At 68.8% G+C, this 26,258-nt stretch carries 18 protein-coding genes; 6 read left to right on the top strand and 12 right to left on the bottom strand.

The features are described from left to right. Nucleotides 1–26 precede the first annotated feature (26 nt). From tsaB to ACTOWJ_RS15820, 9 genes are all read right to left on the bottom strand, one after another. Nucleotides 27–740, bottom strand: coding sequence for a tRNA (adenosine(37)-N6)-threonylcarbamoyltransferase complex dimerization subunit type 1 TsaB (gene tsaB / locus ACTOWJ_RS15860; RefSeq protein WP_441335598.1), 714 nt, complete (start codon nt 738–740; stop codon nt 27–29). A gap of 227 nt (nt 741–967) precedes the next feature. Beyond that, entirely contained in the window at nt 968–1,396 is a 429-nt protein-coding gene (locus tag ACTOWJ_RS15855; protein ID WP_441335597.1) for a VOC family protein, read from the bottom strand. Nucleotides 1,397–1,426: 30 nt separating this feature from the next. Beyond that, the gene (locus ACTOWJ_RS15850) at nt 1,427–3,529 is read right to left on the bottom strand and encodes an ATP-dependent DNA helicase (protein WP_441335596.1); all 2,103 of its coding nucleotides are present in this window, start codon (nt 3,527–3,529) and stop codon (nt 1,427–1,429) included. 24 nt (nt 3,530–3,553) lie between these two features. Beyond that, nucleotides 3,554–4,171 (bottom strand): hypothetical protein, encoded by a 618-nt coding sequence (locus ACTOWJ_RS15845; protein WP_441335595.1) that lies wholly within the window; start codon nt 4,169–4,171, stop codon nt 3,554–3,556. Nucleotides 4,172–4,174: 3 nt separating this feature from the next. Beyond that, a complete protein-coding gene (gene mrcB, locus ACTOWJ_RS15840; RefSeq protein ID WP_441335594.1) occupies nt 4,175–6,628 on the bottom strand; it encodes a penicillin-binding protein 1B in 2,454 nt (817 codons plus the stop codon). Between the two features lie 326 nt (nt 6,629–6,954). Next, entirely contained in the window at nt 6,955–7,893 is a 939-nt protein-coding gene (locus ACTOWJ_RS15835; protein WP_441335593.1) for a glycosyltransferase family 2 protein, read from the bottom strand. Nucleotide 7,894: 1 nt separating this feature from the next. Then, entirely contained in the window at nt 7,895–8,923 is a 1,029-nt protein-coding gene (locus ACTOWJ_RS15830; protein ID WP_441335592.1) for a glycosyltransferase family 2 protein, read from the bottom strand. Nucleotides 8,924–9,199: 276 nt separating this feature from the next. Further along, nucleotides 9,200–10,831, bottom strand: a complete 1,632-nt coding sequence (locus ACTOWJ_RS15825) for a hypothetical protein (RefSeq protein WP_441335591.1) — start codon at nt 10,829–10,831, stop codon at nt 9,200–9,202. A gap of 83 nt (nt 10,832–10,914) precedes the next feature. Next, nucleotides 10,915–13,104, bottom strand: a complete 2,190-nt coding sequence (locus ACTOWJ_RS15820) for a RelA/SpoT family protein (protein WP_441335590.1) — start codon at nt 13,102–13,104, stop codon at nt 10,915–10,917. 150 nt (nt 13,105–13,254) lie between these two features. On the opposite strand from ACTOWJ_RS15820, the gene ACTOWJ_RS15815 reads away from it, so the two are divergent. Then, a complete protein-coding gene (locus tag ACTOWJ_RS15815; RefSeq protein ID WP_441335589.1) occupies nt 13,255–13,779 on the top strand; it encodes a hypothetical protein in 525 nt (174 codons plus the stop codon). A gap of 80 nt (nt 13,780–13,859) precedes the next feature. Continuing rightward, the gene (locus ACTOWJ_RS15810; RefSeq protein WP_441335588.1) at nt 13,860–14,345 is read left to right on the top strand and encodes a hypothetical protein; all 486 of its coding nucleotides are present in this window, start codon (nt 13,860–13,862) and stop codon (nt 14,343–14,345) included. Between the two features lie 220 nt (nt 14,346–14,565). Here ACTOWJ_RS15810 and ACTOWJ_RS15805 read toward each other — a convergent pair whose 3' ends face one another. Both ACTOWJ_RS15805 and hrpA read right to left on the bottom strand, forming a co-directional pair. Then, nucleotides 14,566–16,662, bottom strand: coding sequence for a hypothetical protein (locus ACTOWJ_RS15805; RefSeq protein WP_441335587.1), 2,097 nt, complete (start codon nt 16,660–16,662; stop codon nt 14,566–14,568). A 6-nt stretch (nt 16,663–16,668) separates the two neighbouring features. Beyond that, on the bottom strand, nt 16,669–20,751 hold the full coding sequence (gene hrpA / locus ACTOWJ_RS15800; protein WP_441335785.1) for an ATP-dependent RNA helicase HrpA: 4,083 nt from the start codon (nt 20,749–20,751) through the stop codon (nt 16,669–16,671). Between the two features lie 192 nt (nt 20,752–20,943). Here hrpA and ACTOWJ_RS15795 point away from each other — a divergent pair, with 192 nt between their 5' ends. After that, entirely contained in the window at nt 20,944–21,534 is a 591-nt protein-coding gene (locus tag ACTOWJ_RS15795) for a Dps family protein (RefSeq protein ID WP_441335586.1), read from the top strand. 85 nt (nt 21,535–21,619) lie between these two features. Here the strand turns inward: ACTOWJ_RS15795 and ACTOWJ_RS15790 are convergent, their stop codons facing one another. Continuing rightward, nucleotides 21,620–22,573 (bottom strand): LysR substrate-binding domain-containing protein, encoded by a 954-nt coding sequence (locus ACTOWJ_RS15790; RefSeq protein ID WP_441335585.1) that lies wholly within the window; start codon nt 22,571–22,573, stop codon nt 21,620–21,622. Nucleotides 22,574–22,745: 172 nt separating this feature from the next. On the opposite strand from ACTOWJ_RS15790, the gene ACTOWJ_RS15785 reads away from it, so the two are divergent. The 3 genes from ACTOWJ_RS15785 to recQ all read left to right on the top strand — a co-directional run bounded on the left by ACTOWJ_RS15785 (nt 22,746) and on the right by recQ (nt 26,113). Beyond that, complete coding sequence (locus ACTOWJ_RS15785; protein ID WP_441335584.1) at nt 22,746–23,609, top strand: nuclear transport factor 2 family protein; 864 nt, start codon at nt 22,746–22,748, stop codon at nt 23,607–23,609. Beyond that, the gene (locus tag ACTOWJ_RS15780; RefSeq protein ID WP_441335583.1) at nt 23,606–24,046 is read left to right on the top strand and encodes a nuclear transport factor 2 family protein; all 441 of its coding nucleotides are present in this window, start codon (nt 23,606–23,608) and stop codon (nt 24,044–24,046) included. Before ACTOWJ_RS15785 ends, ACTOWJ_RS15780 begins: the two co-directional genes overlap by 4 nt. Before the next feature lie 246 nt (nt 24,047–24,292). Then, nucleotides 24,293–26,113, top strand: coding sequence for a DNA helicase RecQ (recQ, locus tag ACTOWJ_RS15775; RefSeq protein ID WP_441335582.1), 1,821 nt, complete (start codon nt 24,293–24,295; stop codon nt 26,111–26,113). Nucleotides 26,114–26,258: the final 145 nt, after the last annotated feature.

Genomic DNA, 26,258 nt, shown 5'->3' with positions numbered 1-26,258 from the left:
CCTCCCTGATGACCGCGGATAACGCGTTATTTCCGCAGCGCTGCCTGCTCTGCGATGGTTAAAGCCACTTTGTTGCGAAGATACGCCGGTTCGACGAGTTCCGGCGCGACCGCTTCGCCGCGCGCATGGGCGAGCACGGCGAGGCGGGCGAGATCGGCGGCGTGCGGCAGAGCGGTGGGATCGATCGCGGCGAAACGGCCGGCCTGGACTTGCGCCAATGCGCCCTCGGCCGCGGCGAAACCGGTGCCTACGCCGAACCATCCGCCGTCTCGGCCGGGAACGACGGCCGCGTCCGGCGCCACGACCGTTTCATCGTCCAAGGCGATCGCTTCGTCGCCGCGCAGCTCGAACGCGGCGGTGTAGACCTCGCCCATGCGCGCGTCGATCGCGGCGAACACGCGCTGCGGGTCGGTGTGGGCCACGTCCAGCGCGCGCGCGCGCATCGCCAGCACCGCCAGGGTCGATACCGGCACGATGGGCCGGTCCAGCGCCAGCGCGATGCCTTGCGCGATCGCGATCGCCAGACGCACGCCGGTGAACGCGCCGGGGCCGCGGCCGATCGCGATGGCGTCGAGTTGGCTGCGTTTGATCCCGGCCTGCGCCAGCAACTGCTCGGCCCACGGCAGCGAGAGTTCGGCGTGACGGCGCGGCGCGAGTTCGTAGCGTTCGCGCACCTCGCCGTCCAGCCACAGGGCGACGGAGCAGGCTTCGGTGGAGGTTTCAAGGGCTAGGAGGTTCATTGGGGCTTTTTTGATTGTCACCTTGGCTGCTGCACAGTCTCGGGTTCTGCTGCGCCTATCGCGCTTGCTTGGACTCGTCATTCCCGCCAAAGCGGGAATCCAGAGACTTCAAGCGTTCTCGCACGAAAGGCGCTGGATTCCGGCTTTCGCGGGAATGACGAAATGAGGGATTCACAGCGACAGGGCAAGCGACCGCAAGCGTCGCGACGCCCCGCTCGTCTGTCGCATCACTCCCCCTCCACCGCCGGATCATTCGGATTAGGCTGCCACAATTCGATCAACCCACCCTCCGGATCCACCACATATCCGAACTTGCCCTGCTCGCTTTCTTCGTAGCGATCCAGCACCCGGCAACCTTCTTCGCGCAACGCCTGCAAAGTCGCGGCGAGGTCGTCGACGCGGAAGTTGAGCATGTAAGGTTTGTCGCTGGGTTGGAAATACTCAGTGTTCTCGGCGAACGGCGACCACACGGTGTAAGCGCTCTGACCGGTGTCCTCGCGCTTCCACGAGAACAGCGCGCCGCCCCAGTCCTGCACGCCGATGTCCAGGTGCCGCGCATACCAGGCCGACAGTGCGCCCGGATCGCGCGCCTTGAAGAACACCCCGCCCAATCCGTGCACGCGCGGCTTGCGCGCCGCCGGTTCCTGCTCGCTCATGGCCAGTCTCCCTCGCTCGGTGACGAGCGGTCAGCGGTAGTAGTAGTCCTCGCCGTCGGACGCGGACGAGGCCGATTCTAGTACCACCGGCCGGCCGGCGAAGAAATCGGCCACGTCCTCGATCCGGCGGGTGCGCGGCAGCGGCGGCAGCGAGTCCAGGAAGGTACGGCCGTAGCTTTTGGTGTTCAGACGCGGATCGCACAGCACCAACACGCCGCGGTCGGTTTCGCTGCGGATCAGGCGGCCGGCGCCCTGCTTGAGCGCGATCACCGCCTGCGGCAGTTGTTCGTCGCGGAACGGGTTGCCGCCGCCGCGGCGGATCGCGTCCAGGCGCGCTTCGAACACCGGATCGTCCGGCGCGGCGAACGGCAGTTTATCGATCACCACCACGCTCAGCGCCTCGCCGGCCACGTCGACGCCTTCGCGGAAACTCGCCGCGCCCAGCAGCACGCCGTTGCCGGATGCGCGGAAGCGCTCCAGCAGCACGTGGCGCGGCGCTTCGCCTTGCACGAACAACGGCCAGGGGCCGCCTTTGAGCAATTCGGCGGTTTCGCGCAGCGCGCGGTGCGAGGCGAACAGGACGAAGGCGCGGCCGCCGGAGGCTTCCAGGATCGGCCGCAGTTTGTCGACCATGCTCTGGTTGTAGTGCCGCACCACCGGATCGGGCAGGCCCGGCGGCAGGTACAGCAGCGCCTGGCTCGCCCAATCGAACGGACTGGGCGCGAGCAGGGTCTTGGGTTCGCTCAGCCCCAGCTTCTGCGCGTAATGCTGGAAATGCCCGCCGACCGCCAGGGTGGCCGAGGTGAACACCCAGGCCGCGCGCGAGCGTTCGCGGTGATCGGCCAAGGGCCCGGCGACGTCCAACGGCGTGCGGCTCAGGCGGAAACCGCGCGCGGTCAGTTCGTACCACAGCACGCTGTTATCGGGCGCGGGCGGCGCGGCGTCCTCGGCGGCGTCGGCGGTTTGCTCCGGTTCGGTCTCGGCGGCGGCCGGACGCGGCTTGGGTGTGAACTCGTCGTCCTCGATCTCCTCAACGACCGGCGCGATCGGCGTGCCGCGCCAGCGCTTGAGCTTGGTCTCGAAATCCTTGGCGCGGGCATGACAGCTGTCGAAACCCGGCGCCGACGCGCGCAAGGGTTCCAGCGCCGCCTGCATCGTGCGCAGCGCCTGTTCCAGCGTGTCTAACGCGGCTTCCACCGCCGGCAATTCGGCCGCGCGGCGGCGGGTGGCGCGCACCGGCAGATCGTCCATCGCCGCGCGCAGACCGCGCACGGCCTGCTCCAGATCGCGCGCGGGCACCTGCAGACTGGCCAACGCGCCGGTCACGTTCTTGCACTCGCCGATCGCATCGCGCGCCAGCTCGACCAGCGGCCGCGCGCTGACCGCTTCGCCGAAGAACTGCGAGGCCAGTTCGGGCAGCTGATGCGCCTCGTCGACCACGAAGGCCTGCGCGCCGGGCAGGATTTCGCCGAAGCCTTCCTGCTTGAGCGCCAGATCGGCCAGCAGCAGATGATGATTGACCACCACCAGATCGGCCGCCTGCGCGCGTTGACGCGCCTGCACTACGAAGCAATCGCCGTACATCGGGCATTCGCTGCCCAGGCAGTTCTCCGCGGTGGAGGTCACCATCGGCAGCAGCGGCGAGTCTTCCGGCAGCGCGTCCAGTTCGGCCAGATCGCCCATCCGGGTGCGGCCGGACCAGCTGACGATGCGCTGGAACTGCGCCGCGTATTCGCGGCTGGTGAAACGCGGCTCGCCCTTGGCCTGCTCGGTGCGGTACTTGCACAGATAGTTGGCGCGGCCTTTCAACAACGCGGTCTTCAGGCCGACGCCGAGCGCGTCGCGCACGCGCGGCAGGTCGCGATGATAGAGCTGATCCTGCAGCGCGCGGGTGCCGGTGGAGACGATGGTCTTGAGCCCCGACAACAGCGCCGGCACCAGGTACGCGAAGGTCTTGCCGGTGCCCGTGCCCGCCTCGGCCAACAGGGTCGAGCGCGATTCGAACGCGTCGGCGATCGCCACCGACAGTTCCTGTTGAGCCGAACGCGGCGCGAACGCGGCGATGTTGCGCGCCAGATCGCCGCCTTCGCTCAGCGCGGCACGACTGGCGACGCCTAAGCGGCTAGGCTGCATGAACGGCTGGGTTCCATGGACGGCTCAGTAGCGTGCCGGCGCGGCCACGGTGCAGGTATCGATCTGGCCCTGCGCCTGCTTCTGCGCGGCCATGGCCTGGGTGCGTTGCGGCACCAGGGCGTCGTAATGGTCCTGGCGTTGGGCCAGCTTCATCGCCGCGAGCACGCCGTCGAGTTTGCCCTGGCGCGCCTGGGCGATGGTCGCCCAGTGCCGGCGACACAGCGGGCCGACCTTGGAGCCGCCGTCGAAGGCCTGGCGGGCGAAACGCTCGGCATCGTCGAGACGGTGCAGCAACAGTGCGGCCTCGGCGCGCTCCTGCAACAGCGCCGGGTCGGCGGTGTTGATCTGCAGGGCCTGATCCAGCGCGGCCGCCGCTTCGGTGTACTTGCGGGTCTTCTCCAACGCGCTCGCGCGCTGGCGCAGGTCTTCGACCTGGGTGTCGCGCAGCGGCTGCACGTCGAGCTCGCGCGCATCGGCGCCGCCAGCAGCGCGCACCTTGGCGACCGCGGCTTCGCCGTTGAAGGCGGCCTCGGCGAGCGCGGAAGGCTGCGGCGGCGCGACCGTGCAGGCCGCGGCCGACACGATCAAGGCCGCGATCGCGGCGCCGCGGGGGACGGCGCCGTGGAGGAAACTGCGGTTCATGGCTTACTGCTCCGGGGACGGGGGATTGTTCGGCGGCGTCGGTTCGCTCGCGGGTTCGTCCTTGTCCCTGCCGATGCCGAACCACTCGCGCCAACCGCCACCGGACTGCTCGGCTTCCGGTTGCGGCGCCGGGCACGGCGCATACTGCGGCGCGAAACCGGCGACGAAGGGGAAGCGGCGCGCGCCGATGCAGCCGGCGTCGGTGGTGTTGCTGCCGACCACCGCCTGCCAGTCCAGGCCCTTGTCGGTGACCTTGAGCGGCGCGGTGGGCAGGCGCGAGAAGATCGCCGACCACACCCGCATCGCACCGGTGGCGCCGTACAGGCCGGTGGTCTGGTTCTGATCGTTGCCGACCCAGATCACCGCCAGATGATCGCCGGTCCAGCCGGCGAACCAACTGTCGCGACCGTCGTTGCTGGTGCCGGTCTTGCCGGCGGGCGACAGCCGGCCCAGGCCGTCGCCGACCAGTTGCCGGCCGGTGCCGTTGGTGATGGCCTGCTGCAGCGCGATGGTGATCAGGCGCGCGGCGATCGCGTCGCCCTCCTGCGCCGGCGCGGGCTCCTTGTCGTAACGCTTGACCGCCTTGCCGTCGGCGCCGAGCACGCCGCGGACCGCATGCAGCGGCTGCACTTCGCCGCCGGAAGCGAGGAACTGGTACAGCTGCGCCATCGCGTACGGGCTTTGATCGACCGCGCCGAGAATCAGCGAGGGATTGTTCGGCGCCTGGATGCCCGCGAGCTTCTGCACCAGCTCGCCGATGCTCTCGGGCGAGACCTGCATGCCGATGCGCACCGTGGCCTGGTTGTAGGACATGGCCAGCGCATCGACCATGCGCACCAGGCCGTGACTGCGGCCGTCGGAGTTGCCGGGATTCCAGTTGCGGCCGCGACCCAGCTTGACCGTCACCGGCGAATCGTCGACCCAACTGGAGAGGTTGAACTCGCTGGGCCGCGCCAAAGCCAGCAGATACACGAACGGCTTGAGCAGCGAACCCACCGGCCGCTGCGCTTCCACCGCGCGGTTGAAACCGTGCTGGGTGAACTCGCGCGCGCCGACCACCGCGACCACTTCGCCGTTGTGCACGTCGGTGACCACCAGCCCGGCCTGCAGCGGCGGGCGGCGCTTGTTGTCCAGACTCTTGAGCGTGCGCGCCACCGCGCCTTCGGCCTGCGCCTGGGCCGAGGGCGACATGCCGCTCATCACGCTCAGACCGGCGCCGGCCAGCGCGTCGGCCGGATAGTCGCGCGCCAGCTGACGGCGGATCAGATCGACGTAAGCGGGGAAACGGTTGGCGGCGATGTTGCCGGGATTCTGGGTGATTTCCAGCGGCGTCTTGATCGCGCGATCGTGCTCGTCCTGTTTGATCAGCCCCGTTTCGAGCATCTCGCCGAGCACGAAGTTGCGCCGGCCCAGCGCGCGCTCGGGATTGCGCCGCGGGTCGTAGTACGACGGGCCGCGCACGATGCCGATCAACAAGGCGATCTGCTCGGTGTTGAGATCGCGCAGGTCGCGGCCGAACCAGAATTCCGAGGCCGCGGCGACGCCGTGGATCGCCTGCGAGCCGCGCTGACCCAGATAGACCTGATTGAAGTAGGCCTCCAGGATGGTGCGCTTGTCGTAGCGCGCCTCGATCAACAAGGCGTAGATGATTTCCTTGCCCTTGCGGGTCAGGGTCTGTTCCTGGCCGATGCCGAGCAGGCCGCTGCGCGCGAGCTGCTGGGTCAGGGTGCTGGCGCCCTGCTTGGCGCGGCCGGCGGCGACGTTCTTGAACGCGGCGCGGATCATGCCGCTGATGTCGATGCCCAGATGGCTGTTGAAGTCGCGGTCCTCGACCGCCTGCAGGCCGGTGACCAACAGCTCGGGCACCTCTTCAATACGCACCAATCGCCGCTCTTCCTGCTTCTGCCCATACAACGTGGCAATGCGCGCCGGATCTAACCGCGCGACCCGGATCGTCTTGCGCGTGGTCAGATCGCGCACGCTGGCGACGCGGCCGCCAGAGACGACCACTTCGATCCGGCGCGGCTGCACCGTGCCGTCGACGTCGTTGAAGCCGCGGCTGGCGATGGTGAACTTGGCGCCTTCGCGGGCGTAGGTGCCCGGGCGCTCGCCGCTGTCCTCGCGATAGGAGGCCGCGTCGAGTTCGGTCTTCAGCGTCGCCGGATCCAGCGCCAGGCCCGCCGTGAGTTCGAGCGGGCGCGCATACACGCGCGTGGGCAGCTGCCATTGCAACTGCCCGAACCGCTCGCCGACTTCGTGATTGAGATAGAGCGTGTAGGGAATCAGGAAGCCCAGGCCCAGGCCGACCGCGGCCAGGGCCCAGGTCACCAGGCGGCGGCGCCAACTCGGCGCGCTGCCCTGGTCGTCGCTGTCGTCGTGCTCGTCTTCGTCGTAATCGATTCGGGCCACAGGGGTGCCGTACGGGGAGTCGCGGAGAAGTCTAGCGCAGGCGTCCATGGCCCGTGCCCGGGCCGGACGGCAGGGGCGTTGCGCATTCAGACCCCGGGGATAAGCGATGGTTCAGGCAGGTCGGGCGCTGCGAGCGGGCAAGTCCCGGCAAGGCGCTGCGACCGAGGCGTTTGTCGCAGGCCTGTATGGGAGGAGCTTGAGCCTTGACGCTTTTCGATCCACGACGATTTTGCCCGCGAAACCGGTTGGACCGCGATCTGCGCCGAGAGCGTCGGGGCTCAAGCGCCTCTCACAGAGTTACTGGACCGATGGCTGCGGGATAGAAAGGCCGCTGGGAGGGATTTCGCTTCGGAGCCCTGCGCTGGGCGGTTATTTCAGTCCAATTCGGTTGGCATCGGCCCTTGCCGCCCCAGCAGGCCGTCGCGCAGGCCGCGCAGCATCGCCCCCAGGTAGGTCAGGCGCGGCTTGAGGAACAGCGAGGTGCCGACGAACTTGAGCACCAGCCGCGGAAAATCCTGCGCCGCCCAGCTCCGCGGCACCTCGGCGCGCCGATACAGCAGCACCCGGTTGCGCATCATGTAGTACAGCCGGGTCGGGCTGTGGACCACGCGCTTGTACGAGGGCCACAGGCCGGTGATCGACACCAGATCGCCGATGCGGTGCTGCATGTGCGCGTCGCAGATGCCGTACAGCTTGTAGCCACGATGGCGCGCGCGCGAACTCCACTCGATGTCGACGTTGTCGATGAACAAGCCCTCGTCCATGCCGCCGACCGCATCGAGCACTTCCAGCGGCAGCAGGCTGCCCGAGGTGATCAGGAAATCGCAGTCGACCGTCTGGCCGGGGCCGCCGAACAGTTTGCGGTTCATCGGAAAAGCGATCTGCACGAACGGCGCGACCTCGCCGGTGCGTTGGTCGCGGAACTGCGGCCCGACTGCGGCGACCTTGCCGCGCGCCTGCAACGCGTGCAGGTGCTGTTGCAACGTGGCGACCATGCCCGGATCGACGACGCTGTCCTGATCCATCAGCAGAATCTGCGCGAATCCGGCCGCTCGCGCGGCGTGAGCGACGTGGTTGATCGCGCTGCCCAGGCCGACGTTGCGCTCGGAGCGGAACACCTCGGCCCCGCGCCCGCGCAGATCGTCGAAATAGGCGTCGAGCGCTTCGCCGGGGCTGGCGTTGTCGAACACCATCACTCGCCCGACCTGGCCCTGCACCGCCGCGATGACCTGCTCCAGCAGTTCGATCTGCGGGTGATAGGTGACGATCGCGGCGCATACGTCCTGCACCGGCGATGGGATCGCTGCGCTCATTTCAGCGCTGTCCCAACAGATCGCTGAGCAGCGAACGCAAACCCGCCGAATAGCGGTGGTAGCGACCCTGGCGCCATTCCTCGCGCACCAGCCGAGCGCGGGCGATCAGGCCACGGGGCAGGTTCAGGCGCAGACTCAGGTGAGCGATCCGGGCGGCGATCGCCGCACGCCGATCGGCGGGAACGGCCAAGCCTTCGCGGTCGATGCGATCGCGCAGAGACTGAAGCTTGACCACCATCGCCCGCATATGATCCCGCCGGTGCCTGCCGCCGCCCAGACGCTCGACCAGACTACGGCGGCGCGCACCGATCTGGTTGGCGCCGTGCTGACGGTAACCGATGCTCGGCGTTTCGATGCAGTCGACCCCACCCGTGGCCGCGGCGACCAATGCCAGCCATTCGTCGTGAACCCAGCCGCTGTGGGGCAAGCCTTCCACCGCGGTATCGGGAATCGGCAGGGCCATGTCCAGCAGCTCGCGCCGGATCGCCGTGGTGGCGCCGGTGACGATATTGCGACGCAGCAGCACGTCGAAGCCGCGGCCCGAATGAAGGTCGGTCAGCTCCGAAGCGGTCACTTCCAGGGTCTGGAACATGCGTTGGCCGAGCTCCCGGCCTTCGTCGTCGATCAATTGCGAATCGCTGTGCAGCAGCAACAACTCCGGGCGGGATCGAAACCGCTGCAGAAACTCCTCGAGCTTGTTCCGATGCCACACATCGTCCTGATCGCACAGAAAGACGATTCCGGCGTCCGCGCGAGGCAGCGCCGCCTCGAAGTTACGCAGGTAGCCCAGGTTTCTCTGGTTGCGATGCAGTTCGACTTCGACCCCGGCGGCACGTGCGCGAACCGCGAAGGTTTCGAGCAGGGTCCAGGTGTCGTCGCCGGAAACGTCGTCGACCGCGATGATGCGATCGGGAACGCGCGATTGCGCCAGCAAGCTGTCGAGTTGCTGCGGCAGATAGCGCGCGCCGTTGTACGTGCACAGCACCACGGTCGCCCGCGGCGTGGCGGCTTGGCCGGTCGGCTCGGTCATCGGCCCGCCGATTCCCCGTCCGCGGCACGCGAACGCCGCTCGCAGGCCGCACGGACGCCCCTGATGCGAATCGGGGGGGAGCACTTACCGGGGGCGGGACACAAAAGCATTGAGCCATTATCGCTCAAGTGCGTTGACGCGTGGTCGGGGCCACCCACGCCCCATCGACGACAGCGATCTGCATCTTTTCCCGTGCAAGCGTCTCGGCCTTGGGACGGCGTCGCGCGCGGCCGACCCGGCCCTCGGTGCCGGCCCGCGCCGTCATCGCCGATACGCTCAGTTCGACGCCGCGCCGGCGGTGTGCACCCGCGCGGCCAGTTCCTGCAGCCCCGGGGCGGAAGCATCCAGCGCACGCGCGGCCTGCAACGCCGCGCGCGCCGTGCGCAGTTCGCCCGCGCCCAGGCGCTCGTCGCCGACCGCGATCCAGCGCTGGGCCAAACGGCCCGAAGCCTCGCGCAGACCCGGACCGACGCCTTCCAGCGCGCGCCGCGCGTCCAGGCATTCGCCGGCGCGGGCCAGACGGTTGCCGCTGAGCTCGCGCTCGAAACAGCGTTTGGCCGACGGCAGCAGGCGCGCGGCGGCGGCGCGCACCGCCGGATGCTGCGGGGCGATGGCCTGGGCGGCGCGCAGTTTGTCGTAGGCGCTTTCGCCGGGCGGAGTCAACAGATCGCCGCGCTGTTCGGCGGCGGCGGCTTGCGCCAACAGCCGCTGCAGCGACTGCCGGGAGTTGCTCGGGGGCTCCCGGTCGAAACGCTTGTGCGATTCGCGGGCCCGGTCCAGATGCAGGCGGGCGCTGGCGATCGAAGGCGCGTCGACCACGATCTCGCGCGCCAGGGCCAGCTCGGCCTCGGCCTGTTCGATGTGGAAGTCGGCCGCCAGCCGTTCGCTGCGCGCGGCGTGCGCGTCGGCGATCGCGAGCAGGCCGTTGCGCGCGGCTTCGTCGTCGGCATGCACCGCGAGCAGGTCGCGGTAACCGGCCAAGGCCTGCTCCAGGCGCTGGCGGCGCAGCGCCTGGTCGGCGTCGCGGCGACGGCGCTCGTAGTGGCTTTGCAGCACGGTCAGGCTGTCGGGCAGATCGGCATGGCCGGGATCGGCGTCCTGGGCGCGCTGAATGCCTTGCGCGCCGCGCACCAACTCGCCGTTCTCCAGCGCCTGCCGCGCCTGTTGCAGCAATTCGGCCAGGGTGTCGTCGCGGCCCTCCAGCGCGTCGTTACGCTGCGGTTGCAGTTCCAGCACGCGCTGATACAGCGGCAGCGCCGCGTCTGGCGCGCCGTCCAACCGGCCCTGTTCGCGCGCCGCGGCCGCGGCAGCGACCAGCCGGTCAAGGCCGGCGCGCGAGGCCTCGCGATCGCGCAGCCGCGCGGCCAGCGCTTCGACCTGGGCGCGCGGGGTGGCCAGATCGCGGGCCAGATCGAGCCGCTCGCGAGCGAAATCGAAATGGCCGCCGTCGATGGCCTGGCGCGCCTGCTGCAACGCAACCTGGCCGGTACGGGCCAGGCCGTCGCGGGCGTCGCCGCGGTCCGGATCGAGCGCCAGCGCGGCCTGATACAGCTCGCGCGCGCCGTTGCCGTCGGGCGAGGTCAGGCGGCCCTCGGCCAGGGCCTGCGCGGCCTGTTCGCGCAGGGTTTGCAGGCGGGTGTCGGGCCACAGCCATTCCGACAGCGGCTGGCGCCATGCGATCAACGCCGTCAGCGCGGCCAGCGCGAGCACGGCCAAGGCGATGCGCAGCCAGCGCCGACGCTGTTCCGGCGCCAGCGCCGACAGCCGGCCCGATAGGCGTTGCGACAGCCGCCGCGGTGCGTGTTCGAAGTCCAGCGTGCTCCAATCGCCGGCGCGCGGTTCGATGCGCGCGGCGCCGCCGGCGGGCGCGGAGGTGGCTTCGGGCGAGGACGGCGATCGTGGCTTCACCGCGACAGGATAGCGCTACGCCGATGACGATCGCGCTTGCGGCTCGCACGCGGCTCGCGTCTGGCGAGCGCCCGGCGCGGGCCTCAGCTGCGCTGCGCGTACTCCACGCCCGGCAGCGACGACAGCTTGCCGAGCAGGCTCGACAGCTGTCCGTAGTCGCCGACCCGCAGACGCAGGCGCAGGCGTACCTGCGCGCCGTTGCGTTCGACATCGCTGCGGATGCTGAGCACGTGCGCGTTGCCCTGGGCGATCACGTTGGTGACCTCCTTGAGCAGCCATTTACGATCCAGCGCCAGTACCTCGATATCGACCTCGTAGCCCGAGCCCTTGCGCCCCCACTCCACCGGCAGCACCCGCTGCGGCTGCGCCGCGGCCAGCCGCTCGAACGCGGCGCAACCGGGCCGGTGCACGCTGACCCCGCGGCCGCGGGTCAGGTAGCCGACGATCGGTTCGCCCGGCAACGGCTGGCAGCAACGCGCCAGCTGCACCAGCAGATTGCCCACGCCCTCGACGGTGAAGTCGGTGGACTTGCCGGGCACTTTGCGCGGCGTCGGCGCGATGGTGGTGGTCGAAGTCGGCGCGGCCGCTGGCGGCGGCGCGGCCAGGGCCCGTTCGTGCTCGAGCAAGGCGCGGCCGATCTGGTACGGGCCGATATCGCCCAGCGCCACCTGCACGTACAAGTCGCCATCGTTGGCCAGATTGAAGCGTTCGCGCGCCGGCGCCAGATCCGCGCCGAGCACGCCGAGCCGGCGCAGTTCCTTGTCCAGCAGTTCGCGTCCGGCGGTTTCGTTGCGCGAGCGATCGAGCTTGTGGAACCAGTTGCGCACCTTTTCGCGCGAACGGTTGCTGGCCAGGAAACCGTTGGAGGCGACCAGCCAGTCGCGGCGCGGCTCGCCGGTCTTGGCGGTCAGGATCTCGACCCGGTCGCCGCTGCGCAGCTTGTGATCCAACGGCACGATGCGCCCGTCGATCTTGGCGCCGCGGCAGCGATGACCGACCTCGGTGTGCACGTGATAGGCGAAATCCAGCGGGGTGGCGCCGGTCGGCAGATCGATCACCTCGCCCTTGGGGGTAAGCACGTAGACCCGGTCCTCGACCAGTTCGGTATCCAGCTCGCTGGCCAGCGCGGCCTCGTCGCCGCCCTGGCCGCCGTCGACCTTGGCGTCGAGCAGGCGCCGCATCCAGGCGATCTTGCGATCGAACGCGGCGTCGGCGCTGTGGCTGCCGACTTCCTTGTACTTCCAGTGCGCGGCCACGCCGAGTTCGGCCTGGCGGTGCATCTCTTGCGTGCGGATCTGCACTTCCAGGGTCTTGCCTTCCGGCCCGACCACGGCGGTGTGCAGCGAGCGGTAATCGTTGCGCTTGGGCCGGGCGATGTAATCGTCGAACTCGCTCGGGATCGGTGTCCAGGTGGCGTGGACCACGCCGAGCGCGGCGTAGCACGCGCCCAGGTCGTCGACCAGCACCCGCACCGCGCGCAGGTCGTAGAGCTCGCCGATCGGCACGTCCTTGCGCTGCATCTTCTTCCAGATGCTGTAGATGTGCTTGGGCCGGCCGGCGACCTCGGCCTCGACGCCCTGCGCGACCATCGCCTCGCGCAGGGTGCGCTTGACCTGTTCGATGTAGCGCTCGCGATCGCCGCGTTTTTCGTCGAGCAGGCGCGCGATCTTCTGATAGGTCTGCGGTTCCAGATAGCGGAACGCCAGATCCTCCAACTCCCACTTGAGCTGCCAGATGCCCAGCCGGTTGGCCAGCGGCGCGTGGATGTCGCGGGTCAATGCGGCCAGTTCGCGCCGGGTTTCCGGCGCCAGTTGCTCGGCATGGCGCATGCGCGCCAGTTGCCGCGCCAACAGAATCGGCACCACGCGCAGATCGCGCACGATCGCCAGCAACAGCCGGCGCAAGCCCTCGGTGCCCGAGCGCCGGCCCTGTTCGGCATGCAGCGCCCACACTTGGCCGGCGGCGCGCTGGCCGTCGAGCAGCGCGGCCAGCACCGGATGCTCGCGCTCCAGGCTCGGCCCCAGCGCCGTCGCCCAGCCGGGGAAGGCGTGCAGGATCGCCGCGGCGACGGTGTCGCTGTCGGCGTCGAGCAAGGCCAGCGCGTCCAGGGTCGCGGCGACCACCGCCGGCGAATCCAGCGTTCCGATCACGGCCCCGGGCTGCTGTGCGGCCGCCAACAGACTCTTGCGCAAGGGCGCGGACAGCGCCGCCGCCGCAGGCAGGGCCAGGACGTCGGACAGGGGCGAAAGCGGCTGCTCGGGGGAAACGTTCACTGCGTGGGGTCGGTTCGGAGCGAGGAAGAACGAGGGAGACTGTAGCGACGGTCAGGGTGAATGGGCCCGGCGGGACGGCGCGCGGCGCGCATCGAAGCCGGCGCGGCTAACGTCTACACTAGCGAGCAACCGCCCCGAGGAACAGCACGAATGTCCGCGATTCCCCTTTCCGCGTCGCCTCGCCTGCCCACTGCTGTCGCGCTGGCCGCCTGCCTCGCCGCAGCGCTCACCGCGCCGGCCGCGCTGGCGCAGCAGAAAATCGAACAGCAGATGAGCGCCGAACAGTTCAAGAACGCCGGGCTGAACAAGCTCAGCGACGACGAACTGGTCAATCTGAACGCCTGGCTCAACCGCACCCTCGACACCGAAACCAGCAAGGCCGTGGTCAAGGCGCAGGAAGAAACCAAGCACGAAAGCCGCGGCTTCCTTTCCAAGGGCACGTCCAAGGAGCCGATCGTCGCGCGCCTGAGCGGCGACTTCAGCGGTTTCGGCCGCGGCCGGACTTACGTGCTCGACAACGGCCAGGAATGGCGTCAGGACGACAACGCCGAACTGCCGGGCGTGCGCAACATGCCGTCGCCGCAGGTGCGGATCACCCCGACCATCATCGGCAACTCGTGGTACCTGTCGGTGCAGGGCTACAACACCCGCGCCAAGGTCAGCCGCGTCAAGTAAGCCTTCACCACTCCCGCCCGCGGCGCGCTGCACCGCGCGGCGGCAATCAGCCGTCTGAACATCCCGCCTCGGAGTCCGTCATGCGTGTGCCGTCTTCATTGACCCTCGCCCCGCTGTTCGCGATCGCGCTGGTCGCGCCCGCCGCCTTCGGCGCCGAGCGCGCCTATGTCCCGGTCGAACAACGCTTCAACGCCGACCAACTCAAGGCCACCGGCCTGGACACGCTGTCGGCGCAGCAATTGCAATTGTTGAACCAGTTGCTGTCGCAGGATCAGACCGCGGTGGTGACCGACACCGTCAAGCAGGTGCGCTCGGAGCGCAAAGGCCTGGCCCGGGTCGATCCCGAAGTGGTCAGCAGCACGCTCAAGGGCGAGTTCCGCGGCTGGTCCAGCGGCACCGTGCTGGAACTGGAGAACGGCCAGCGCTGGCGGGTGATCGACGGCAATCTCTACCTGGGCAAGCCGCAGCCGGCGCCGAAGGTCACCATCCGCCCCGGCATGATGGGCAGCTGGTACCTGGAAGCCGAAGGCCAGACGCCGAAGGCCAAGGTCACGCGGCTGGACTGATCCCAACGGCGCGGTAAGCCGCGAGCTTGGATGCGAGACGAAGGCGGCCACGGCCGCCTTCGTCGTTTCGGTGGCCGGTTTTCGGCATCGGGCGATTCTTGTGCGAGGACTCTTCAGTCCCGACGTTCTTGATCGGCCGCGACGTGGCCGACGACGACGGCGACATCAACCGAAGCGTCGAGGCTGGAGCCGTCCTGCAACGCGAGTGGCGCACCTGACTTCAGGGGCCCGCCAAACGCACCGATCGGTATTGCACGCGGAAGACCGGTTGCAGGCTCGGTTGTCCCAGCCAGTCCTCAGAACGCACTCTGAAACGCACGATGCGTTCGACGGGGCGGCGCTCCAGCCAGTCCCACAACTGGCGGGTGTCCTCGATCGCTGGCGACAGCAGGAAACCGGCTTCGGCCGCGCCCGGCACCAGCCGATACGTACGCGTCTGCCCGTCCGTCGATTCGACGTCCAGGAACAGCCGCGGCGCGCGCAGCGTCGCCGACGCCAGCCGCGACCACAGGGTCGGTTGCAGCGAAAACCGCACTTCCACGCCATCGCCGGATATCGCCGGCACCGCCACGAACTCGCCGATACGTGGCGAGACTTCCGCCGCCACGCTCGCCTCGGCGCTGGGCGTCGGGCCCCGGCGCATCAGCACCAGCCCGCGTTCGATGGCCGCGGCGCGATAGTCGCGCAGCAATCGCAGCAGGGCCTGCGGATCCTCGCTGGTCGGATAGCGGCCATCGATCGCCGCCATGTCCATCAGCACCCAGTCAGGCGCACGCGCCGACGCCAAGAACGAGGCGTTCATGCGCGCCAGTTCGGGTGTGTACGTCGAGTACCCCTGGAACACCGGCCTGGGCCGGTAGTTCATGCCATGCGACAGCAACAGGCCCTGTCCAACGGAGACGATGTCGATCGGCGCATCGCCGACGATGCGGCGCGTATGCGGCAGGTCGATCGCGGCACGCGCGGCACGCGCGGAATGTTCCAGTTCGTCGACGCGGCTGGAATAGCCGACCAGACTGTGCAGTCGCTGCACCGCGGTCACCGCCCCGGGCGGACCGGACACCAGCCACATGCGTACATGGCCGCCCGGGTACGGCGGTGCGAATGCGATCAATGCACACGCCAGCGCCGCCCAACTGCCGATCCGCGCGGCTTGGCCGGGGCCACGCAGCGCGGAGGCGACCAGCACCGCCATCGCACAGGCCGGGAAGAAGAGCGGCAAGTGGAACGTATCGGCCCGGGTATAGGCGGCCTTGAACGCCAACACGGTGCAACCGGCGGTCAACGCCAACGCAGCCCATCGCTGGCCCCGTCCCAACGGCGCGCGCGCCAGCAGCAAGATTTGCGCCGACAAGGCCGACAGCAACACCACCAGTCCAACCACATCGATCGCATCGGCCGCCGGCAAACCCCGCCATTGCATCGCGCTGCCGTAACCGACCGCGATTCGCCAACTGCTCGACAGATACGGCCACAGGCTTTGCGCCTGCTGGCCGGACCCGAACCAAAGCAGCAGGCTGGCCGCGAGGCTGGCGGCCACCGCGATCGCGCCGGCGCGACGGCCGGCCAGCACCGCCGCGCACGCGAGCCAGAGCAGCCACAACGGGAACAAGCTGAACTTGGCCAGCCACGGAACCGCACAGGTCGCACCGATCACCGCCGCCAGCGCGCCGGCGCTCCAGCCCTCGCGCTCGCGCAAGCGCCACAGCGCCAGCAAGGCCAACGGATACAAGGTGAGCCAGGCCACATCGCCGGCCCAGCCTGCGCCGAACGCCAGCAGCACAACCACCGCCACTACGCGCGCGGCGATGGGCGCGCCGCGCCCTGCTTGCAGGAACACGAGCGCATACAGCGCGGCGAAGCCGACCTGGGCCGCGGCCGCCAGACCGATGATCGAACTGCGATAGCTGAAGTACGGACTCAGCAGACCCAGCGGACCGTAGGTGAAGGCGATGTCCGTGCCCCACTGGCGGTCGTGTTCGAACGCCCAGCTCACCACCGCGGCCCAGGACGGATCCAGGTCGTAACCAGCGGCAGGATTGTCGAAGCGGAACGTCAGCAGGAACGCCAGCACGGTACCGACAGCCAGCAGAAACGCGGGCAAGACCCGCGCGAGGACGCGGCCTTGCGCGGGCGCGGTTGCAACGGGTGAACTCACCGACATGAAATGGCACGCCTGGATCGCGTGCTGACCGTGCACGCCCGGCGACGCGTCAGCGAAGATGATCCGCCGGCGGTCGGGTGCGGAATGGATCGTTTCCTGACGCAGCCCGCTTCCCCATGCGAGGCGGCCATCCGACAGGACGGCCGCCAGCATACCGACTCAGTCGCGCAATTGCGCCAGCCGCTGTGCCAGTTTCTTCGGTGAAACGCCACCGCGCACGCCCAGTTCCTGCGCGAACAGCGATACGCGCAGTTCCTCGATATCCCAACGCAGGGCCTGCCAGGCTTCGTCGTCGTCCTCGCCGGCCGCGTTGGCCGCGTCCAACGCGTCCACGAACGGCTTGAGTTCCAGCATCCGCCCCTGATCGCGCACCGGATCGCGCAGCGCGCGTTCGCTGCGCACCGACAAAGCCTTCAGATAACGCGGATATTCGGCCAAGGCGTGGGTGGCGACATCGCGCAGGAAACCCGGCGGGGTCAGCCGCGCCAACTGCGCGCGCATGTCGTCGAGGTTGCCGCTGGCCCAGCCCATCAGCGGCGATTCCAGGCGCGCGCGCACGTCGGCGACCGCGCTCAGGATCGCCTCGGCCTGACGCAGACGCTCCATCGCCTCGGGAAACAGCTTGCGCGCGACGGTATCGCGGCGCAGTTCGAACGCGGCCGGATCGCGCACCGCCACCAGTTCGCTGTCCTCGCCGAGCAAGGACTGCAGCGCGCCGTCGACCAGATCCTCGCGCAGCCGATCGCCGTCGCGCGGACGATCGTGCGAGCCGCGGTCTTGCGCATCGCGAGTGGGCGAGGAACGCTCCTTGCGCGGCGCGGCCGATTCGATCGCCGCATACAGCAGCCCGGTCTTGGGCTGGATCGGCAATTGCTTGCGCGATTGCTTGAGCTTGTCGGCCATCGCGATCGCCAGCAGCCGGCGCACGCCGCGCGGATGCGCGCGCACGGCGGCGTCTCGTTCGGCATGCACGCGCAGCGAAACCGTATCGCCGTCGTCGTGCAAGGCCGGGAACGCCGGCACGCCCGCCGCGCCGGGCACCGACATGGGAATGGCTTGCTCGGGGAACGCGGTCAGCCCGCGCTGGCCCAGGCCATCGGCGGCGCGTGCGGCGAACGCTCGCGCGGCGCGCTCGCCGAAGCGGGCGCGCAGTTCGTCCAGATCGCGCGATTCGGCCAACACCGTCGCGTCGTTTTGCTTGCCCTTGCCTTGAGGCGTATCGAGCAGACGCAGATTCATGCGCAGATGCGGCTCGATCGACGACGCATCGAAATCCGTCGGCGCGACCTCGGTGCCGGCGAGCTTGCGCAGGAAGCGCGCGAGCGTGCCGATCAGATCGTCGCCCTCGGATTTCGGATAGGCCTCGAAGAAAGCCTTGGCGAAATCCGGCGCCGGCACGAAATTGCGCCGCAAGATTTTCGGCAGCGATTTGATCAACGCCGCCGCCTTGTCGGCGACGAAGCCCGGCGCCAGCCACGACAGCTGCGCCGGATCGAGCGCGTTGAGCAGATGCAACGGCACCGCCAAGGTCATGCCGTCGTCGGGCGCTCCCGGTTCGAAGCGGTAACGCACCGCAAGACGCGCGTCGCCCAATTGCAGATACGGCGGGAACCGCGCGGCTTCGCTTTCGCCGCCGACCATCAGATCATCGACCGACCACTCCAACGCCGCCTTCTCCGCCGCCGGCAGCTTGCCGTACCAGGCGTCCAGCGCCTGCACGTTGTGCACCTGCGCCGGCAAGCGGTCCAGATACCATTGCGCCATCCATTCCTCATCGACCACCAACCCCGCGCGACGCTGCTTGGCTTCTTCCTCAAGCGCCTTGGCCAACGTGGCCAGATTGCGCGCCAGGAATCCGGCGCGGGTGTTGATCTCGCCGCTCACCAACGCGTCGCGGACGAAGATCGCCCGGCTTTCTTCCGGATAAAGCGCGCCGTAATGGATCGGCCGCTTCGGCGCCAGCACCAGGCCGAACAGGCTGATCTGCTCGCTGCCGACCACCCGACCCTGCGAGCGCGCCCAGCGCGGGTCGTGATGGCGGCGCGCGAGCAAATGCGGCAGCTCTTGAATCGCCCAGTCCGGCTCGATGCTGGCATTGGTCATCGACCACACCCGCTCGGTGTCGAGCAAGGTCGCCGACAGCACCCACGGCGGCGGTTTCTTCGCCAGCGGCGAACCGGGAAACAGTTGGAACTTGCGTCCACGCGGGCCGTCGTAGAAGCCTTTCTCCGCACGGAAACCGATCTGGGTCGGCAGGCCGGCGATCAGGGCGCGGTGCAACGCGGCGTAGTGGTCGGAACTCGCGACTGCGGGCTCGGAATCCGGCAGCGCCCGGGCCGCCGTGGCCTTGCCTTTGTCTTTCTCGGTTGCCGACTCCCGATTCCCGATTCCCGCGAACGCCAACTCATCGCACAACAACTTCAGCTGCCGATGCAGCTCGCGCCACTCGCGCATGCGCAGGAAGCCGAGGAAATGCTTCTCGCACCACGCGCGCAGCTTGGACTGGGTCAGTTCTTCGTGCGCAAGCTGATAGGCGTCCCACAGCTTGATGATGCCGACGAACTCCGAACGCGGATCGGCGAACAGCGCATGCGCGGCGTCGGCGGCGCCGCGCTGGTCGGCCGGGCGTTCGCGCGGATCCTGAATTCCCAGGAACGCGGCGATGGCGATCATCTCGCGCAGACAGCCGTGGCCGTTGGCCGCCACCAGCATGCGCGCCAGCTTCACGTCCACCGGCAGCCGCGCCATGGTGCGGCCGATCGCGGCGAGCTTCTTGCTCTCGTCGACCGCACCGAGTTCGGCCAGTTGCTGCCAGCCGTCGGCGACGGCGCGGCCGTCGGGCGGTTCAAGGAACGGGAAGTCCTCGATATGGCCCAGGCCCAGCGAGAGCATGCGCAGGATCACTCCGGCCAGCGCGGCGCGGCGGATTTCCGGATCGGTGTAACGCGCGCGCGACTGGAAATCGGCCTCGCTGTAGAGGCGATAGCAGGTGCCTTCGCTGATGCGGCCGCAGCGGCCCTTGCGCTGGTCGGCGCTGGCTTGGCTGATCGGTTCGATATGCAGGCGGTCGAGCTTGCCGCGCGGGCTGTAGCGCTTGACCCGGGCCAGACCCGGATCGACCACGTAACGGATGCGCGGCACGGTCAGCGAGGTTTCGGCCACGTTGGTGGCCAGCACGATGCGGCGCTTCGGCCCGGGATTGAACACCCGGTCCTGATCGCGCACCGACAACCGCGCATACAACGGCAGCACCTCGGTTTCGCGGTATTTGCGCCGCTCCAGCGCCTGATGCGCGTCGCGGATTTCGCGCTCGCCCGACAGGAAGATCAGCACGTCGCCGCGCGGATCCTCGCGGGTGATTTCGTCGCAGGCCGCGACGATGCCGTCGTTGACGCTGCGCTCGCCGCCGCGCGCTTCGCGCACGCGGCCGTCGCCGGTTTCGGTTTCGCCCTCGCCTTCCAGCGGCCGGTAACGCACCGATACCGGATAGCCGCGGCCTTCCACGTTGACCACCGGCGCGTTATCGAAATGGGCTGCGAAGCGGTCGGTGTCGATGGTCGCCGACGTCACGATGATCTTCAGGTCGCTGCGCTTCTTCAGCAGTTGCTTGAGATAGCCGAGCAGGAAATCGATGTTGAGGCTGCGCTCGTGCGCCTCGTCGATCAGGATGGTGTCGTAGGCCGACAGCCAGCGATCGGACTGGATCTCGGCCAGCAGGATACCGTCGGTCATGAACTTGACCGCGGTGCGCTCGCCGACGTTGTCGTTGAAGCGAACCTGATAGCCGACCGTCTCGCCGACCTGGGTGTGGAGTTCCTCGGCCACGCGCCGGGCGACCGCGCGCGCGGCGATGCGGCGCGGCTGGGTGCAGCCGATCATGCCGGCGGCGCCGCGGCCGGCGGCCAGGCACAGCTTGGGCAACTGGGTGGTCTTGCCCGAACCGGTTTCGCCGGCGATCACCACCACCGGATGCTTGCGGATCAGCTCGACGATGCGCTCGGCTTCGGCCGCGATCGGCAAAGCCGGGTCCACCGGCGCGCGCGGCAGCGATGCCGCGCGCGCTTCGCGCTGCGCGACCGAGGCGGCCAGCGCCTGGGCGAACGTCGCCCGCGCCTTCTCGTCGCCGGGCTTGCCGCTCCAGCGCGACCACAGGCCGTGCAGACGGCCGCGGTCGCGGCTGAGCGCGCCGTCGATGGCGCGCCGCGCCTGACGCAGCGCGTCGGCGCTAGTCGTCGCGCTCACATCGGCTTCATTAGACTGTTTGGAATGACTGGTATTCATCGATAGATCGTTTGCATCGCAGCGCTAGGAACAAACCATTTCACATCGGCGGCGACAGCGCCTATTGTCGCCGCAAGATCCGGAAACCGTTCCGGCGCAAGCTATAAATTCCAAACCACGCATCACATCCCCGCACTGGAGAAGGAGTCGCACATGGCCAAGTCCAACAAGCCGGCGTCCGGCAAGTCCGCCAAGACCAAACCCGGCAAATCCAAGGCCGACGCGCCGGTCAATCCGACCGCGTCGCCGGGCCCCGGCGATCGCGGCCCGTCGATCGATATCGGGATCTCGGCGGCCGATCGCAAGAAGATCGCCGAAGGCCTGTCGCGCTTCTTGGCCGACAGCTACACCTTGTACCTGAAGACCCACAACTTCCATTGGAACGTGACCGGGCCGATGTTCAACAGCCTGCACGTCATGTTCGAAACCCAGTACACCGAGCAGTGGACCGCGCTGGACGAAATCGCCGAACGCATCCGCGCGCTGGGCTTCAACGCGCCGGGCTCCTACGCCGAGTTCGTGCGCCTGAGCTCGATTCCGGAAGAGCCGGGCCTGACCGACGCCGCCGACTGGCATGAAATGGTCCGCCAACTGGTGATCGGCAACGAAGCGGTGTGCCGCACCGCGCGCAAGGTACTCGACCAAGCCGACGACGTCGATGACGCGCCGACCGAAGATCTGCTGACCCAGCGCCTGCAGACCCACGAGAAGTATGCGTGGATGCTGCGTTCGCTGCTGCAGTGATCGCATCGCGGGTTCCGCCGGCGCCGCGCTGAGCGCGCGCCGGCGGATGCGCCTGGCCCCTCTTCCGGCAACGGCGGAGGGGTTTTTATTGCGTGGCGGCCAGCAATGGCGGCGGCGATTTGCCCGCGCGGGCCAGTTCGTCCTCCCAGGCCTGCACGTCTTGCCGCGCCTGCTCCAGCAGCCAGTCGCGGAACGCGCGGATCTTGACGCTGGCGCGGCCGACTTCAGGATAGGCCAACCAGTAATCGCGACCGTCGCGCAGCACCAGATCGAACGGCTGCACCAGGCGCCCGGACGCCAGTTCGGCGCGGAAGAACAACGGTGAGGTGATCGCTACGCCCTGCCCGGCCATCGCCGCGGTGACCTCGTACTGCTCGATACCCAGATCCAGCGCCGGTTTCAGCGGCGTCTCGCCCAGCGCCACCCCGGCCGCCTCCAGCCACTGGCGCCACCAGCGCTCGCGTCCGATCCGCGGCAGCCGCAGCAAATCCGCAGGCGTCCGCAACGCGCCGCTGTCCAACAACGCCGGACTGCACAGGGGCGCGAACAACCCCGGCAACAGGTAGTGGGTCTGCATGCCCGGCCATTGCCCGCCGCCGTTGCGCAGGCTGACGTCGAACTCGCCCTGGGCCAGATCGATCAGCGGCACGCTGGTGTCCAGCCGCACGGCCAGTTGGGGGTGCGCCAGTTGGAAACCGCCCAACCGCGGCACCAGCCAGTTCGCGCCCACCGTCGGCAACGCGGTGATCGCCAGCTCGCTCTGCGAACGTTCGCGGCTGCGCGCGAACGCGGAGCGCAAGGCCTGGAAGGCGTCGAGCACCGCCGGCGCCAGGCGCTCGCCGTCGCGGGTCAGCGCGACCTTGCGCGGCAAGCGCTGGAACAACACCAGGCCCAGGCGCTGCTCCAGACGCTTGATCTGGTAGCTGACCGCGGCCTGGGTCATGTCCAGTTCCTCGGCCGCGCGGGTAAAGCTGCCCAGGCGCGCGGCGGCTTCGAACGCGCGGATCGCACTGAGCGAGGGCAAGGCCGATTTATTCATAAATTTCACTTATGGATAGGCGGCGAAATTCGGCTTGTCGCGCGGGTGCCATGGCTCCTAGGCTCCATGAGCACCCGAAAACTATGAGTCAAGGCGATCCAGCACGGCCAGTCGCCTTACCCAAGCCATCTTAGGCCTAGCCTTCGCCTGCCGCCACCGCCCCGGAGCCCCCATGCCGCACCGTCCCTTGCTCAACCTCGCCCTCGCCGCGCTGGCGCTGCTGCCCTGCTGCGTCGCGGCCGCCCCCGCCACGCCCGCCTCGGTGGTGCAGGCCGACCTGGACGCGCTCAACGCCAACGATCTGGACGCCTTCATGGCTTTGTATGCGCCGCAGGCGCAGATCTTCGGCCTTCCCAAGGAACCGCACGCGCTGGCCGGCCCACGCCTGGAGCAGATGTACGGCCGCGAAAAACTGCGCGCGCACTTCGCCAAGGCCATGGCCGCGCCGGTCACGCCGAAGATCGAGCAGACCGAATCGATCGCATTGGGCGAACTGGTGGTCGGCCGCGTGCGCATCACCGATCCGCAGCGCGCCGAGCCGACCGAGATGATGGTGGTCTACCGGGTCCGCGACGGGTTGATCCAGGAGCTATGGCATCTGGTCAAGGAGGACGACGACAACCGCGCGCACAGCACCGGCGCGCTGGCGACCATGCACGCGCTGGTGGAGACCAGCAACCGCGCCGACGCCGATGGTTTCCTGGCGCTGTTCGCGGCGGATGCGCGCCATCACCGCATGTCCGAAGATCCCGCGCGGCTGGCTTGGGAGCAGTCCAAGAACATCGTCGACCGCGCCAGCCGTGAGCGCGTGTACCGGGCGCTTTACGCCAACGGCGCCGGCCTGCAGGTGCAGACCCTGGCTTCGTTCGCGGTCGGCGATCTGGTCGCCATGCACGAGCGCATCACCGACACCGCCAAGCCCGGCGAGGTCAAGGAATTGGTCTCGGTGTTGCGCGTGCGCGACGGCCGCGTGCTCGATCTGTGGCCGCTGCAGCGGCAACTCTCCGGGGCTTCGACCGCGCAGGCCGCGCGATGAAGCTCTGGGGCGCCTTGGCGCTGGCCGCGCTGCTGGCCGTGTCGTGGCTGGCGCTGGCGCAGGCCGAGAGCGCGCAGGAAGCGGTGGTGCGGCGCTATGTCCAGGCCTGGAACGATCAGAACGTGGAAGGCTTCCTGGCCTTGGCCAGCCCGAATGCGCGCACCTACCGGCGCGACCGCGACGACGACGGCCTGGCCGGACGCTCGATCGCCGGCGACGACGCGGGCGCGCGCGCACGCTTCTACCGCAGCGCCTTCGCCCGGCGGCCGCACGTGCGCGTGGACATCGTGCAATTGCAGGCCGTGGACGACATGGTCATGAGCCGCGAACGGGTCAGCGGTGGCGCCGACGGCAAGGTCGCCGATGAGCTCACAGTCTATCAAGTGCGCGATCGCAAGATCTGCAATGTCTGGCATGTCAAGCGGCGCTCGCGCTGAGGGGCCGTCGCCATCGGAGCGAAAAGCGTCGGGGCTGAAGCCCCTCCCACAAAAGATTGCGTAACCGCGAGGTTTATTGTGGGAGGGGCTTCAGCCCCGACGCTTTTCGCCTTGCCGCGACCGAACCACGGCTCCCCGGACGCCCCCCCCGCCTGAACCTTCTGCCTTGCGTACCACGCATCCCGCCGACTGCCCATCGCGGCCCTTTCCGACCGACAGGCGGACCGGCCCGGTTAAACTGGCGGCATGTCATCGCCCGCAGCAGAACTTCTTCACCACGTATTCGGCCATACCGCGTTCCGCGACGAACAGGCGCAGATCGTCCAGCACGTGATCGACGGCGGCGACGCCCTGGTGCTGATGCCCACCGGCGGCGGCAAATCGCTGTGCTTCCAGATCCCCTCGCTGGTGCGCGAAGGCTGCGGCCTGGTGATCTCGCCGCTGATCGCGCTGATGCAGGATCAGGTGGAGGCGTTGCGCCAGCTCGGCGTGCGCGCGGCCTTCCTCAATTCCACGCTCAGCGCCGACGCCGCGGCCGAGGTCGAACGGCAACTGCTCGCCGGCGAGCTCGACCTGCTCTACGTCGCGCCCGAGCGCTTGCTCACCGGGCGCTGCCTGAACCTGATCGACCGCGCGCGGATCTCGCTGTTCGCCATCGACGAGGCCCACTGCGTCTCGCAATGGGGCCACGACTTCCGCCCCGAATACCGCGAACTGACCATCCTGCACGAGCGCTGGCCCGACATCCCGCGCATCGCCCTGACCGCCACCGCCGACGAGCCGACTCAGCGCGAGATCGCCGAGCGGCTCAACCTGGAAGAGGCGCGACGCTTCGTCAGCTCCTTCGACCGGCCCAATCTGCGCTACCGGGTAGTGCACAAGGACAACGGCACCCGTCAGTTGCTCGACTTCCTCGCCGCCCACCGCGACGAAAGCGGCATCGTCTACGCGTTCTCGCGCAAGCGGGTGGAATCGGTGGCCGAGCAACTGGTCGCCGCCGGGATCAAGGCCCTGCCCTACCACGCCGGGATCGAGTCCAGCGTGCGCGCGGCCAATCAGCGGCGTTTCCTGCAGGAAGACGGCATCGTGATGGTCGCCACCATCGCCTTCGGCATGGGCATCGACAAGCCCGACGTGCGCTTCGTGGCTCATGTCGACCTGCCCAAATCGATCGAAGGCTATTACCAAGAGACCGGACGCGCCGGACGCGACGGCGAACCGGCCGAAACCTGGCTGTGTTACGGCTTGGGCGATGTGGTCAATCTGCGCCAGCTCATCCAGCAAGGCGAGGCCGGCGAAGAACGCAAGCGGTTGGAGCTGCGCAAGCTCGATTCCTTATTGGGCTTCTGCGAATCCACCGAATGCCGGCGCAAGAGTCTGCTCGGGTGGTTCGGCGAGCCGCACCCGGGCGATTGCGGCAATTGCGACAACTGCCTGGAACCGCCGCAAAGCTGGGACGGCACCACCGCCGCGCGCAAGGCGCTGTCGTGCGTGTACCGCACCGGCCAGCGGTTCGGCGCCGGCCACGTGATCGACGTGCTGCGCGGCGCGGTCACCGACAAGGTCACCCGCTTCGGCCACGAGGAACTGAGCACCTTCGGCATCGGCAGCGATCTCGACGCCAAGCAATGGAGCAGCGTGTTCCGCCAATTGGTCGCCGCGGGCCTGCTGGAGGCCGATATCGAGCGCCACGGCGCCTTGCGCCTGACCGCCGACAGCGGCCCGGTGCTGCGCGGCGAACGCAATCTGCGTTTCCGCAGCGAAACCCCCAAGGCGGCGCGCACGAGCGGCGGCCGCAAGACCCGCGGCGGCGCGACCGCGGCGCCGATGATCGACCTGGATCCCGAATCGCTGATTCGCTTCAACGCCCTGCGCGAATGGCGCTCGACCACCGCGCGCGAGCAGAACGTGCCGGCCTACGTGATCTTCCACGACAGTACCCTGCGCGCGATCGCCGAACAGGCGCCGGACGATCTGGACGAGCTCGGCCGCATTCCCGGCATCGGCGCGAGCAAGCTCGACCGTTATGGCGAGGCGGTGTTGCAGCATTTGTTGGATCAGGCCTGATTCGCGATCGGCGTAGATGCAGGCGCAGCGTACGGCGCGATCGCGACCATGGGTCTGCGATGCTTGCGCGCGCTTGCCTCGTCGATGGGAATTCGCGGTCGCGGCTTGCGCAGCTCCTGCACGGGCTGCACAAGTCGATCGCATC

This window comes from Lysobacter sp. CA199 (genome assembly GCF_052078715.1).
Classification (GTDB): Bacteria; Pseudomonadota; Gammaproteobacteria; order Xanthomonadales; family Xanthomonadaceae; genus Lysobacter.
Note: the sequence above shows the minus strand (reverse complement) of the source record. Positions and strands in the feature narration are given on the sequence as shown.